The sequence below is a fragment of the Micromonospora echinospora genome (genome assembly GCF_900091495.1).
Classification (GTDB): Bacteria; Actinomycetota; Actinomycetes; order Mycobacteriales; family Micromonosporaceae; genus Micromonospora; species Micromonospora echinospora.
The window spans coordinates 281239-294362 of record NZ_LT607413.1 but is presented as its reverse complement, the minus strand read 5'-3'; the positions used below and the strand labels follow the sequence as shown (position 1 = coordinate 294362).

The window sequence follows — 13124 nt, the reverse complement described above, 5'->3', positions numbered from 1 at the left end:
GTGACCGCCCCCACGACCGCGCCGGGACGCGACCGGCCCGGTCAGGGGCGCCCTCCGACGGCGGAAGTGTCCACCACCTGGGCGGTGGGCAGCCGGGGGGTGTGCGGCGGACCGGCGTGCGCCGGGTCGGCGAGGCCCAGTCGCAGGACCAGGTACGGGAAACCCATCCCGGCCAGCAGTTGGCGCAGGGTCTGGCGGGTGCCGGCCACCTCCACCACACCGCTCAACGGCACCACGGACACCCCGAGCCGGGTCGCGGCCAACCATGCCGCGGAGAGCGCCTCGCCGGCCCGCAGCCAGCTGTCCGGCTCGTCCTCGTCACCGTAGAGCAGCGCGTACACGGCGGCCCGGTCGTGGCCGGGACCGATCGGCAGGGTCCCGGCCCGGCCGAAGTCCCGGGCCGGGACCGTGGTCTGCGGCGCCTGCTCGGGCAGCACTTCCGGCGGCAGGCCGAGGCCGCTGTCCGCGCGGCTGGTCCAGTACGCCAGTTCCTCGCGTACCTGCGGGTCCTCCGCCTCGACGGCCTCGGCGTGCGACGCGGCGGCGGCCAGCTCCAGCACCTGGTCGCGGTCGAGGAGCTGCATCCGCCCGCCCGCCGTGTTCGCGGCCCGGGTGATCTCGCCGATCGCGGCGGTGGGCACCTGCTCCTCGCTGACCGGACGGCGGTCGGTGTGCCGGACCTGCATGCACTGCACCAACCGCATCGCCTCCGGTTCCGGCTCCGTCCGGCGGGTGCCGGTGATCCGGGCCAGCAGTTCCGGGTCGGTCGGGTCGGGCAGGTGTTCCACCGCCGGTGCCCAGCCCTCGGCGGTGAGCGCCACCCGGGCGTGGTGCAGGGCGGCGCCGCAGCTCAGGGCGAGCAGGCGTCCCTCCGGGTCGGTGGCGGCGAGCCGTCGCTCCGGTGCCACCCGCAGTTCCAACGTGTCGGGCAGCACCCGCCAGCTCCAGGGCTGGGTGTTGTGCACCGAGGGGGCGTAGCCGGCGGTGGCGGCGGCCTCCGCGTACGCGGTGGTCAGCGAGCGTGCCGGCGTCTCGTGGCTCATGTTGCGACCTTTCGTCTCCACCCCATCGTGCCGTACCCGGGTGGTGCTCCGGGTGAGCTTGCGGCTCCATCCTGCGCCACGGCGACCGGTTCCGCACGGTGCCACCGGTCCCGGGGCCGGGGGTCCTTCGGCCCGGTCGAACAGTGGCGGAACCCGGGTCCGCCACCGGCCGCGGTTGAGACGATCCACGGGTGGCGGACAGTGAGTGCGTCCCGGAGCGGCCGGTCGGCGCGGCCCGACAGCGGCGCTGGCGGGAGTGGCTGCCGCTGGCCGGTCTCACCCTCGTGGTGCTGGTCGGCGCGGGTCTCTGGCTGGCCGGGCGGCGGGAGGCCGCCGGCCTGCTGTGGGCCGCGGCGACCGTACTGACCCTGGTGCCGGCTGCCGGGTCGATGCTGCGGCAGCTGTGGCACCGGCGGTTCGGCGTCGACGTGGTCGCCGTGCTCGCGCTGGCCGGGGCGCTCGTCGTCGGGGAGTACCTGGCCGGCGCGGTGGTGGCGTTGATGCTGGCGACCGGGCGGTCGTTGGAGACGTACGCCCAGCACCGGGCGACCCGGGACCTGCGCGCGTTGCTCGCTCACGCCCCCCGGTCGGCCCGGCGCCGCCGGCCCGGTGGCGGGATCGAGCAGGTGCCGTTGGACGTGGTGGCGGCGGGTGACCGGCTGCTGGTCGGCCCGGGGGACGTGGTGCCGGTCGACGGCACGGTGGAGGAGCCGGCCACCCTCGACGAGTCGGTGGTGACCGGGGAGTCCCGGCTGGTGCAGCGGACGGCGGGGGAGCGCGTGCCCAGCGGGGTGGTCAACGCCGGGGCGGGCTTCGGGCTGCGGGCGACCCGGAACGCGGCGGGCAGCACGTACGCGGGGATCGTCCGCCTGGCCGAGCAGGCGACCGCCCGGAAGGCGCCGATGGTGCGCCTGGCCGACCGGTACGCGGCGGCGTTCGTGCCGTTCACCCTGATCCTGGCCGGGCTGGCCGGGCTCCTCGCCGGTGACCTGGTCCGCGCGGTGGCGGTGCTGGTGGTGGCGACGCCGTGTCCGCTGCTGCTGGCCACGCCGATCGCGATCGTCTCCGGACTGTCCCGGGCGGCCCGGCGCGGGGTGCTGGTCCGCGACGGCGGCTCGCTGGAACTGCTCGGCCGGGCTCGTACCCTGCTGCTGGACAAGACCGGGACGCTCACCGCCGGCCGGCCCCGGGCGGCCGAGACGGTCACCGCGCCCGGCGGTGACCCCGACGAGGTGCTGCGGCTGGCCGCCTCGGTGGAGCAGCTCTCCCCGCACGTGCTGGCGGCGGCCCTGGTCCGGCAGGCCCGGGAGCGAGGGCTGGCGTTGGCCGAGCCGACCGAGGTGACCGAGGAACCGGGGCGCGGGGTCCGGGGTCGGGTGGACGGCCGGGTGGTCCGGGTCGGCCAGCTCGCCGAGGAGCTGCCCGACTGGGCGCGTCAGGTGAGCCAGGAGGCCGAACGGACGGGCCGCTCCACGGTCTGGATCAGCGGCGAGCAGGGGCCGCTCGGCGTGGTCCTGCTGGAGGACCCGGTCCGACCGGACGCTCCGCACACCGTGCGGCGGCTGCGGCGGGCCGGGCTGACCCGGCTGGTGATGCTCACCGGTGACCGGCCGCGCACCGCCGAACAGGTCGCCCGGGTGGTCGGGGTGGACGACGTGGTCGCCCAGTGCCCGCCGGGGGAGAAGGCCGACCGGGTCCGTCAGGAGGCCCGGCGGGCGGTGACGGTGATGGTCGGCGACGGGGTGAACGACGCCCCCGCGCTGGCCGAGGCGCACGTCGGGGTGGCGATGGGCGCCACCGGGGCGCGGGCCTCCGCCGACGTCGCCGACGCGGTGCTGACCGTGGACCGGTTGGACCGGCTCGCCGACGCGGTCGAGATCGCCCGGCGCGCCCGCCGGATCGCGGTGCAGAGCGCCACCGTCGGGATGGCGCTGGCGGTGGTGGCGATGTTCGTGGCGGCGGCGGGTCGGCTGCCGCCGGTGGCGGGGGCGTTCCTCCAGGAGGGCATCGACGTGGTGGTGATCCTCAACGCGCTGCGGGCGCTCGGCGGCGGCGCGCACCCGGACCGGGACGGATCGGACGGGGACGTCCCCGCCCGATCCGACGACGGCGCTACCGGCCCGGGGTGAGCCGACCGTGGGCGCACCGGCCGGTGCGACCCGGGCACGCGGTCGCCGGTCACCGCTGGCGGATCACCGCCACCGGGCAGTGCGCGTGCTGGAGCACCTGCTGGCTGACCGACCCGAGCAGCGCCCCGCGCAGACCGCCCCGGCCCCGGGTGCCGATCACCACGAGCTGCGCGTCCCGGCTCGCCTCCACCAGCGTCGACGCGGCGTTGCCGGAGAGCACCTCGGTGGTCACCGGGACGTCCGGGAAACTCTCCCGCCACTGCCGCAGGGACTCCTCCAGGCTGGCCCGCTCGGTCGCCTGGGCCTCGTCCGGGTCGAAGCCCTGGGCCCGCCACTGCGTCGGAGCCCAGGCCCGCACCGCGTGCAGCGGGGCGTTGCGCCCGGCGGCCCGTTCCACCGCGAAGCCGAGCGCGACCAGGGACGTCTCCGAACCGTCCACCCCGACCACGACCCGCTTCCCGGTGGCGGTCGGGGTGTCCCGGCGGACCACCACGACCGGGCAGTGCGCGTGAGCGGTCACCGACACGGCGGTCGAGCCGGTCAGCAGGCCGGTGAAGCCGCCGTGGCCCCGGCTGCCCAGCACCAGCAGGGCCGCCTCGGCGGAGCGTTCCTGGAGCACCAGCGCGGGCGGCCCGTCGAACACCTCGCCGTGCACGGTCAGCCCCGGGTTGGCCGTGGCGGCGTCGGTGACCGCCTGCTGCACGAGCTGCTCCACCTGCTGCCGGGCGGCGGCGTCCGGCCACGCGCCGGGGGCGATGCCGGGGCCGATCCATCCCCCCACGGTCAACCACTCGAACACGTACGCCAGCCGCACCGGCTGCCCGGTCCGTCCGGCCTCCTCCAGCGCCCAGGCCAGGGCGGCCGCCGCGTCGGGGGAGCCGTCGTAGCCGACCACAATCTCCTCGTCGCTCATGATGCCTCCCTCTCGTTCGTGGTCACTACCGGTTCGTCGGGTCGGTCTCACGGACCCAGCGCCACTCCGCCACCCGGGGGTCGTCCTCGCCGAAGCGCCGGGTGTGGTCGCGGCACTCCTGCCGGGCGTCGACCATCTCCTGCCGCAGATGCGCGGCCCGGGCGGCCAGCCCCGGCACCCGGTCGATCACGTCGATGACCAGGTGGAAGCGGTCCAGGTCGTTGAGCATCACCATGTCGAAGGGCGTGGTGGTGGTGCCCTCCTCCTTGTAACCGCGTACGTGCAGGTTGCCGTGGTTGGTCCGGCGGTAGGTGAGCCGGTGGATCAGCCACGGGTAGCCGTGGTAGGCGAAGATGATCGGCTTGTCCCGGGTGAAGATGGTGTCGAACTCGTTGTCCGGCAGCCCGTGCGGGTGCTCCGACGGCGGCTGGAGCCGCATCAGGTCGACCACGTTGACCACCCGGACCTTCAGCTCGGGCAGCCGCTGGCGGATCAGGTCGGCGGCGGCGAGGGTCTCCAGCGTCGGCACGTCCCCGGCGCAGGCGAGCACCACGTCCGGTTCGCTGCCCTCGTCGGTGCTGGCCCAGTCCCAGATGCCCAGGCCTCGCCGGCAGTGCTGGACGGCCTCGTCGATGGTCAGCCAGTTCGGCGCGGGCTGCTTGCCGGCGACCACCACGTTGATGTAGTGCCGGCTGAGCAGGCAGTGGTCCATCGTGGAGAGCAGGGTGTTCGCGTCCGGTGGGAGGTAGACCCGGACCACCTCGGCCTTCTTGTTGACCACGTGGTCGATGAAGCCCGGGTCCTGGTGCGAGAAGCCGTTGTGGTCCTGCCGCCACACGTGGCTGGAGAGCAGGTAGTTCAGCGAGGCGAGCGGCATCCGCCAGGGGATGTTCCGGGTCACCTTCAGCCACTTGGCGTGCTGGTTGACCATCGAGTCGACGATGTGGATGAACGCCTCGTAGCTGGTGAAGACGCCGTGCCGCCCGGTGAGCAGGTAGCCCTCCAGCCAGCCCTGGCACAGGTGCTCGGAGAGGACCTCCATCACCCTTCCGTCGGCGGAGAGGTGGTCGTCGTCGGGGTCGGTGTCGGCCACGAACACCCGGTCGGTGACCTCGAAGGCCGCGCCGAGCCGGTTCGAGGCGACCTCGTCCGGGCCGAACAGGCGGAACGTCTGCGGGTTGGCGGTGATCACGTCGCGTACCCAGGGGCCGAGGGCGCCGGTCGCGCCGCCGCCGGGCGCGCCCGGTTCGGGTACGTCGACCGCGTACTTCCGGAAGTCCGGCAGGACCAGGTCCCGCAGCACCTGCCCGCCGTTGGCGACCGGGTTGGCGCTCATCCGCCGGTCCCCGGTCGGTGGCAGCGCGGTCAGCTCGGCCACCGGCGCGCCGGTGGCGTCGAAGAGCTCCTCCGGCCGGTACGACCGCAGCCAGCGCTCCAGCGCGGCCAGGTGCTCGGCGCTGTCCCGGATGTTCGACAGCGGCACCTGGTGGGCCCGGTAGGTCCCCTCGACCTGCTTGCCGTCGACCACGTCCGGGCCGGTCCAGCCCTTCGGGGTGCGCAGGACGACCATCGGCCAGCGGGGCCGGCCGACCGTCTCCCCGGAGCGGGCCCGCCGCTGGATGGCGGCGATCTCGTCGACCGCCCGGTCCAGGGTGGCGGCCAGCGCCTGGTGCACCCGCGCCGGATCGTCCCCCTCGACCACGTACGGCTCGTGGCCGAAGCCGCGCAGCATGGCGAGCAGGTCGTCGGTGGGGATCCGGGCCAGCACCGCCGGGTTGGCGATCTTGTAGCCGTTGAGGTGCAGGATCGGCAGGACCGCGCCGTCGCGGGCCGGGTTGAGGAAGACGTTGGACAGCCAGCTGCCGGCCAGCGGGCCGGTCTCCGCTTCGCCGTCGCCGATCACGCAGGCGACCAGCAGGTCGGGGTTGTCGAACGCGGCGCCGTAGGCGTGGCTGAGGGCGTACCCCAGCTCGCCGCCCTCGTGGATGGAGCCGGGCACCTCCGGGGCCACGTGGCTGGGAATGCCACCGGGGAAGGAGAACTGGCGGAACAGCCGGGCCATGCCGGCCTCGTCCCGCCCGACCGAGTGGTACCGCTCGCTGTAGGTGCCCTCCAGCCAGGTGTTCGCCACCAGGGCCGGGCCGCCGTGACCGGGGCCGGTGACGAAGACGGCGTTCAGGTCACGGTCGACGATCAACCGGTTGAGGTGCGCGTAGAGCAGGTTCAGGCCGGGGCTGGTGCCCCAGTGGCCGAGCAGCCGGGGTTTGACGTGCTCGACGCGCAGCGGCTCCCGCAGCAGGGGATTGTCCAGCAGGTAGATCTGGCCGACCGTCAGGTAGTTGGCCGCCCGCCAGTAGGCGTCCAGCCGGCGAAGCGCGTCGTCGGTCAGCGGCGCGGGCAGCTCCAGAGCGGTGTCCATCTGCGCAAGCCTCTCGCGGGTCGGGGGATCCTGCATCCGGAACGGCGGATTCGTCCGGCGGATCCAGCCTCGCCCGCCCGCCGCCGTGGAAGCAGGGTCGTTGGTCCCGGAACCACCGGGCGGGACGACCCGTCGGTCACGGCGTCTCCAGGGGGACGTCGGTGACCCCACGGATGAACACCACCGGGGCAGGCGCGTGGTACAGCAGCGACTGGCTGACCGCGCCGAGCAGGCCCCGCCACGGCTGGTCACCCCGGGCCCCGACCACCACCAGCCGGGCCGAACGGGACTGGTCGATCAGCACCTGGCCGGGATCGCCGCGCAGCACCGCCGGCTCGGCGGTGACCGCCGGGTGCCGCGATCCCCGCTGGGCGAGCAGGTCGGCGACCTCCCGCTCGGTTCGCGTCCCGTCGCCGTTCGGCTCGACCACCCGGACCGCGCGGAGCCGGCCGTCGTGCCGGGCGGCGCAGTCGAGGGCGAAGTCCAGCGCGAACCGGGAGGTGGCCGAGCCGTCCAGTCCGACCACGACCGGCCCCGTCGGAGGCGGGTCGAGGCGGGCCACCAGGGTCGGGCAGCCGGCCCGGGAGGCCACCTGCACGGCCGCCGCCTCGGGCGACACGCAGTCCCGGGTGGTCATGCCGCCGTCACCGACGACGACGAGGAAGGCCGACTCGGACTGCCGCAGCAGCACCGCCACCGCCGCGCCCTCGACGACGTGCGCGTCCACCGGCAGGTCGGCGTCCACCTCCCTGGCCGCCCCGACGGCCCGGTCGATCGCCCCTTCCGCCTCGGTCCGGGCCCCGGCGAGACTCGGCGCGGCCAGGGCCGCCTCCCAGTTGAAGGCGTGCAGCACGGAGAGCCGCCGCCCGTGCTCGGCCGCCTCCCGGGCGGCCAGCCGTACCACCGGCAGGCTCTCGTCCGACCCGCTCACCCCGACCACCACGGGCGCGTCGGCGGCTGCGCTCATGGTCGCGTCACCTCCCGGCCGTCACCGCGTCATCGCCGACAGTAGTGGCGCGGTCGCCGCCGGCAGGGCGAGTCGGCGGAACCGGAGCCACCGACCGGGGCGTATGCCGGGATGCGCTGGGGCGTGCCGGGGTGTGTGCAGGAGGGTGCCGGGGCAGTGCTGGGGTGTGTGCAGGGGTCCCCTGCTCGGCAAAAAGCGGTAACAGGGGACCCCTCCTACCACCCGGCGGGGTGGTGACTGCTCAGCCGCGGAGGCAGGGCAGGCCGTCGAGGGAGAACGCGGACGGGTGCGTGTTGGCCGTGGACCAGCTGCCGAGGAAGCCGACCTCGACCGTCCCGCCGCCCGGCAGGGTGCCGTTCCACGAGGCGGGCGAGACCGTCACGTCGGCGCCGGACTGCTGGTGGGTGCCGTTCCAGAGCTGGGTGACCCGCTGCCCGTCCGGGAAGCTCCACCGCAGCGTCCAGCCGGTGCGGGCCTGCGTGCCCGTGTTGCTGACCCGGACGGTCGCCTGGAAGCCGCCCGACCACTGGTTGGTGACGGCGTACGTGACCCGGCAGGAGTCCACCCCGCCGGTCGGGTCCGGGGTGGGCGTGCCCGTGGGGGAGGGGCTCACCGTGGGCGACGGGGTCGGGTTGATCCGGGTCGGGTCGACGATCCCCCAGTAGGCCGGTTTGGCCTGGAGTTCGGTGTCGAAGAGCAGCGGCGCGTCCTTGCGGGCCACCGGGAAGGTGTCCAGCCAGGTGTCGTCGTCGGCCAGCCCCCACAGGGTCACCGAGGTCAGCTCGTCGGCGTACCGGCGGTAAAGGGCGAACAGGTCCCGGTACTTGTACGCCTGGGTGAGCAGCCGGTCGGCCGGCGGGGTGGGGAAGGACTCGTCGTTGTTGGTGTAGATGCTGATGTCCATCTCGGTGACCTGCTGTTCCACCCCGAGGGGCACGAACGCCTGGAGCATCGCCTCGGTCTCGGCGACCGACGGCCACTGGATGTTGACGTGCATCTGGTGCCCGACCCCGTCGACCGGCACGCCCTCGGCGCGCAGTTGGCTCACCAGGTTCCGCAGCTTGTCCCGTTTGGCGGGCACGTTGGTGTTGTAGTCGTTGAGGTAGAGCTTCGCGGTCGGCGCGACCTCGCGGGCCACCCGGAAGGCGGTGCGCAGGTAGTCCAGGCCGGTGATCTCGTACCACCGGCTGCGGCGCAGGCCGTCGGCCTGGTTCTCGTCGATCACCTCGTTGGCGACGTCCCAGACGCCGATCGCGTCGCCGTACCGGCCGACGACGGTCCGGATGTGGGTCTCCAGCCGGTCCAGCAGCAGGGCCTTGTCGGCCGGGTCGGAGGTCAGCGGGGTGCCGTCGGTGTCGGTGAACACCCAGGCCGGGGTCTGCTGGTGCCAGACCAGGGTGTGTCCCCGGACGGCCAGGCCGTTGGCGGTGGCGAAGTCGACCTGCGCGTCGGCGTCGGCCCACCGGAAGGTGCCCTCCGCCGGCTGGGTGGCGTCCCACTTGAGCGCGTTGCCGGGCGTCACGGTGGAGAAGTGGCGGCGCAGCAGGGTGGCCTGGTCGCCGATGATCTGCCGGTTGCTGATCGCCGCCCCGATCGGGAAGTCGTCGGCGAGGACGTCGCGCAGCGCGGGGATGTCGGTCTGCACCGGCTTGGTGGGCTGGTACGACAGGGTGAAGTCGTCGACGTGCAGGTCGGCGGTGCCGCTGGCGGTCTCCACGTACGCGGACAGGCCGTCCACGTTGTGGGCGAGGACGTAGGTGCCGCGCAGCCGGACCCAGGCGTCGGCGGTGACCGCCGTGTTGCCGACGACCTGGTCGTAGGCGGAGGTGCCGTCGGCGTCGCGTTGCACGCTGAGCCGGACCTGGGCGGGGGACTGGCCGGCGGCGAGCCGGACCCAGACCGACAGTTCGTAGCGCCTGCCCTGTTCCATCTTGTCGATCAGGTCGAGGGTGGGGCCCTGCCAACTCGCGGTCCGCGCGGAGGTGAGCAGGCTGCGGGTGCCGCCGTGGGCGGCGGCGGTGCTGACCGCGACGGTCTCCCCGCCCCGGGCCCGGAAGCCCTGGGTGGTGCCGTCCTCGAAGGTGGCGTCGACCACCACGACAGGGTCGGCGGCGTGGGCGGGCGGACCGGTCAGCGGCACGGTGGCGAGGGCGGCGGTGGCGAGGGCGACCAGGGCCAGCAGGCCCGGCAGCGTCCGACGGTGGCGCGTCCTGACAGCGCGCATGGGGGTGTCCTTCCAGTGGTTCGCGGTGGGTGCGCGCGGGGGCGTCGGTGCGAGGTGGACGCGGGGACCGCACGCCGGTCGACCGGCATGAGCCCGCATGCCGGTGGGGTGGTCCCGCTCCGCGGCGGCACCCGTGCCGGGATGCCGCTGACGGCTTTCGATCGTACGGACTGCGCGTTCGCAGAGGAAGTGATCCGTGACGCCCGACCGACCGGGAGTGGCCCCGTCCGTGGATCACGGCAGGAGCGACGGTTCTCCCGGTCAGGAACCGTCGCGGGTGGTGCCACCGGTTCCGGACAGGAGTTGGGCGAAGGCGAGATCGGCGTCGGACACCGCCTCGGGATGGACGTCGGAGGCGGTCCGGCCGTCGGCGAGTTTCCGCCAGTTGGTCCGGGCGAGCACCCGTTGGACCGCGAGTACCTGGGCGGCCCGCAGTCGCGCCTCGATGCCCGGGCCGAGGGCGTCCGCCAGCGCCTCCTCGTCGTCGAGCATGTACCGCGTGAGCCGTCCGGCCAGGCTCGGCGTGGTGAACACCAGCCGGTGGAACGCGAGCACCTCGGGATGATCGTTGAGGCCGGTGACGGGATCGTGCCGGTCGAGACCGGCCCGGAAGTGCCGGTGCAGCGCGGTCAACGGTGGTACGCCGGGCTGGCGGTCACGGACGACCCGCGCGGCCTCGCCGTTGTGGTCCGCGAACCGGTGCAGCACCAGGTCTTCCTTGGTGGCGAAATACCGGAAGAGGGTGGGCTTGGAAACCTCGGCCGTCGCGGCGACGTCGTTGACCGAGACCTGGTCGAAGCCGTGCGCCAGGAACAGGGAGATCGCCGCGTCGGCGATCGCGTCACGGGTTCGTGCCCGCTTCCGGGCCCGTAGCCCTGTCGGCTCGGTCATCTGACCAGCGTAACGTTAGTAACCGGGTTGCTTTTTTAACTCGGTAACGTTTTGATGGGCGCATGGCCCCGGTAGACGTTCTCGTGGTGGGTGCCGGCCCGACCGGCTTGACGCTCGCGTGTGACCTTGCCCGGCGCGGCGTCGCGGTGCGCATCGTCGATCGGGCGCCGGAGTTCCCGCGCGGTTCCCGTGGCAAGGGCCTGAGCCCCCGCAGCCTGGAGGTCTTCGACGACCTCGCGGTGGTCGACCGGATCCTGGCCTCCGGGGCCACCCACATGCCGCACCGCAAGTACCGGGGGGCGGAGGTGGTCGACGAGATCGACCCCGAGGCCGGACGGGTGCCCACCCCGGACGTGCCGTACCCGGTCGGCCTGATGATCCCCCAGTGGCGGGTGGAGCAGATCCTGCGCGAGCGGCTGGACGACCTCGGCGTCGCCGTCGAACGCGACGCCGAACTGCGCGGCTTCCACCAACACGCCGACGGCGTGACGGCCACCGTCGGCGGGACCGAGATCCGGGCCCGCTACCTGGTCGGTTGCGATGGCGGCCGGAGCGCCGTCCGCAAGGCGCTCGGCCTGGGTCTGCGCGGCCGGACGCCGGACGTCCAACTGATGGCCGTCGGCGACGTCGAGGTCGACGGGCTCGGCCGTGACGCCTGGCACCAGTGGTTCACCGCCGATGGTGCGATCATGCTGTGTCCGCTCCCCGGCGCCGACGCCTTCCAGGTGCAGGCGTCCCATGAACTCGACCGGGACGGTTCGCCCCTGGAACCGACGTTGGAACGGTTCCAGCGGACCTTCGACCGGGTCGCCGGCATCCCGACCGTGCGGCTGCGCAACCTGTCGTGGCGCTCGACCTACCGGGTCAACGTCCGTATGGTCGACCAGCTCCGGGTGGGCCGGGTGTTCCTCGCCGGAGACGCCGCGCACGTCCACCCGATCGCGGGGGGCCTGGGCATGAACAGCGGCATCCAGGACGCCTACAACCTCGGCTGGAAGCTGGGCCTCGTGCTGGCGGGTACGGCGGGTGCGGAGTTGCTCGACACGTACGAGGAGGAACGGCTGCCGATCGCGAGCTGGCTGCTCGACATCACGTCGGAACGGCTCGACGCCGTACTCGCCGCAATCAGGGAGACGGGCGGTGGCGTGGACGCCGTGGCCTCGCCCGAACTCACCCAACTCATGCTCCGCTATCCGTGGAGCCGACTCTCCCGCCACGCCCCGGGCCGGACCGTCGGGCCCGTACCGGGTGACCGGGCGCCGGACGCGCCGCTGCGCGACGGCGTCACCGGCGCGTCGACCCGTCTCTTCGACCTCTTCCGTGGACCGCATTTCACCCTGCTCGGCCTCGGCGAACGCTGCGCCGGGGTGCTTGGGGAGGTCGCCACCGACACCGTCCGGTCGTACCTGGTCGGGCCGGGTGGCTTCCTGGACGACGGAGCCGTGGCAGATGCCTACGGCACCGACGCCCTGGTCCTCGTCCGCCCGGACGGACACGTCGGGCTGGTCGCCGACCCGACGCAGGCGGGAGCGGTCGCCGATTACCTCCGCTGTCTGTGAGGACGTTCGGGATGCCGCCCGAACGGGTGGCGATTGTCAACTGAGGTTGACAATCGCCGAGCTGTCAACGTAGATTGACGGCATGAGTCAGGCGACGGAACTCGCGGCCGCGGCCGGCAGCGCCGACCCCCGGGTCGGGCTGCGGGCCGTGCTCGCCCTGCGCCGGCTGCTGGAGCGGTTGGAGGTGGTCCAGGTGGACAACGCCCGACGGGCGGGCTGGTCCTGGCAGGAGATCGCCGACGCGCTCGAGGTCAGCCGGCAGGCGGTCCACAAGAAGCACGCCGGACGTCCGGCGGTCGAGCACTCCTGGGAGGCGTGATGTTCGAACGGTTCACCGTCCGGGCCCGCGAGGTGGTCCGGCGGGCCCGGGACGAGGCTGGCCCGCAGCCGGTCGACACCCAGCACCTGCTCCTGGCCCTGCTCGCCGACCCCGACGCGCTGGCCACCCAGGTGCTCGCCGACCTCGGTCTCCCGGCCGACGACCTGCGCGCGCGGATCGTCGCGCAGGTCGACCGGGGCGCGGTGCTCGGCGAGGCGGACGCCGACGCGCTGCGGGAGATCGGGATCGACCTGGCTGCCATCGAGGCGCGGATCGAGGAGACCTTCGGACCGGGCGCGCTGCGTGGCCCCACCCCGCCGTCGCGCCGCCGGGGCTGGTGGCGGCGCTCGGAGGGTGGCACCTTCTCGCCCCGGGCCAAGAAGGTGCTGGAACTGGCCCTACGCGAAGCGCTGCACCTGCGGCACCGGCACATCGGCACCGAGCACATCCTGCTCGGCCTGCGGCACGAACGTGCCGGCCTGGCCGGTCAGGTGCTCGTCGAGGCCGGTGTCGACCTGCGCGACCTGCGCCACCGCGTCGACGTGGCGGTGCGGGCGGTGGCCTGACGAGACCTGGCGGCGGCGCAGCGCCGCCGCCAGGTCTCGTCGCGGCTCCTGACCACCGGGCACCCGCCGGAAACCTTTTTGTGGTGTGCCCGAC

9 protein-coding genes and 2 pseudogenes are annotated in these 13124 nt (G+C 73.9%); 5 read left to right on the top strand and 6 right to left on the bottom strand.

Annotated features, from left to right (window positions below; translation table 11 throughout):
* Positions 1-41 precede the first annotated feature (41 nt).
* On the bottom strand, positions 42-1043 hold the full coding sequence (locus GA0070618_RS01320) for an Acg family FMN-binding oxidoreductase (RefSeq protein ID WP_088979991.1): 1002 nt from the start codon (positions 1041-1043) through the stop codon (positions 42-44).
* 191 nt (positions 1044-1234) lie between these two features.
* On the opposite strand from GA0070618_RS01320, the gene GA0070618_RS01315 reads away from it, so the two are divergent.
* Entirely contained in the window at positions 1235-3172 is a 1938-nt protein-coding gene (locus GA0070618_RS01315) for a heavy metal translocating P-type ATPase (protein ID WP_088979990.1), read from the top strand.
* A 49-nt stretch (positions 3173-3221) separates the two neighbouring features.
* Here the strand turns inward: GA0070618_RS01315 and GA0070618_RS01310 are convergent, their stop codons facing one another.
* From GA0070618_RS01310 to GA0070618_RS01290, 5 genes are all read right to left on the bottom strand, one after another.
* Complete coding sequence (locus GA0070618_RS01310) at positions 3222-4085, bottom strand: universal stress protein (RefSeq protein WP_088979989.1); 864 nt, start codon at positions 4083-4085, stop codon at positions 3222-3224.
* Positions 4086-4110: 25 nt separating this feature from the next.
* Complete coding sequence (locus GA0070618_RS01305) at positions 4111-6504, bottom strand: phosphoketolase family protein (RefSeq protein ID WP_088979988.1); 2394 nt, start codon at positions 6502-6504, stop codon at positions 4111-4113.
* A 136-nt stretch (positions 6505-6640) separates the two neighbouring features.
* Entirely contained in the window at positions 6641-7471 is an 831-nt protein-coding gene (locus GA0070618_RS01300; RefSeq protein WP_088979987.1) for a universal stress protein, read from the bottom strand.
* A 241-nt stretch (positions 7472-7712) separates the two neighbouring features.
* Complete coding sequence (locus GA0070618_RS01295; protein ID WP_088979986.1) at positions 7713-9695, bottom strand: endo-1,4-beta-xylanase; 1983 nt, start codon at positions 9693-9695, stop codon at positions 7713-7715.
* 261 nt (positions 9696-9956) lie between these two features.
* Positions 9957-10586, bottom strand: coding sequence for a TetR/AcrR family transcriptional regulator (locus GA0070618_RS01290; protein WP_088979985.1), 630 nt, complete (start codon positions 10584-10586; stop codon positions 9957-9959).
* A gap of 62 nt (positions 10587-10648) precedes the next feature.
* On the opposite strand from GA0070618_RS01290, the gene GA0070618_RS01285 reads away from it, so the two are divergent.
* The 4 genes and pseudogenes from GA0070618_RS01285 to GA0070618_RS35625 all read left to right on the top strand — a co-directional run.
* Positions 10649-12145, top strand: coding sequence for an FAD-dependent oxidoreductase (locus GA0070618_RS01285; RefSeq protein ID WP_088979984.1), 1497 nt, complete (start codon positions 10649-10651; stop codon positions 12143-12145).
* Positions 12146-12227: 82 nt separating this feature from the next.
* Complete coding sequence (locus tag GA0070618_RS01280) at positions 12228-12464, top strand: HTH domain-containing protein (protein ID WP_088979983.1); 237 nt, start codon at positions 12228-12230, stop codon at positions 12462-12464.
* A pseudogene (locus tag GA0070618_RS35630) lies at positions 12464-12634 on the top strand (Clp protease N-terminal domain-containing protein); the annotation flags it as partial. The gene GA0070618_RS01280 and the pseudogene GA0070618_RS35630, both read left to right, overlap by 1 nt.
* Before the next feature lie 192 nt (positions 12635-12826).
* Positions 12827-13003, top strand: a pseudogene (locus GA0070618_RS35625) (Clp protease N-terminal domain-containing protein); the annotation flags it as partial.
* Positions 13004-13124 lie beyond the last annotated feature (121 nt).

Coding starts and splice junctions, on each gene's coding strand:
- GA0070618_RS01320 (WP_088979991.1), bottom strand. CDS start 1,043: ATGAGCCACGAGACGCCGGCACGCTCGCTGACCACCGCGTACGCGGAG.
- GA0070618_RS01310 (WP_088979989.1), bottom strand. CDS start 4,085: ATGAGCGACGAGGAGATTGTGGTCGGCTACGACGGCTCCCCCGACGCG.
- GA0070618_RS01305 (WP_088979988.1), bottom strand. CDS start 6,504: ATGGACACCGCTCTGGAGCTGCCCGCGCCGCTGACCGACGACGCGCTT.
- GA0070618_RS01300 (WP_088979987.1), bottom strand. CDS start 7,471: ATGAGCGCAGCCGCCGACGCGCCCGTGGTGGTCGGGGTGAGCGGGTCG.
- GA0070618_RS01295 (WP_088979986.1), bottom strand. CDS start 9,695: ATGCGCGCTGTCAGGACGCGCCACCGTCGGACGCTGCCGGGCCTGCTG.
- GA0070618_RS01290 (WP_088979985.1), bottom strand. CDS start 10,586: ATGACCGAGCCGACAGGGCTACGGGCCCGGAAGCGGGCACGAACCCGT.
- GA0070618_RS01285 (WP_088979984.1), top strand. CDS start 10,649: ATGGCCCCGGTAGACGTTCTCGTGGTGGGTGCCGGCCCGACCGGCTTG.
- GA0070618_RS01280 (WP_088979983.1), top strand. CDS start 12,228: ATGAGTCAGGCGACGGAACTCGCGGCCGCGGCCGGCAGCGCCGACCCC.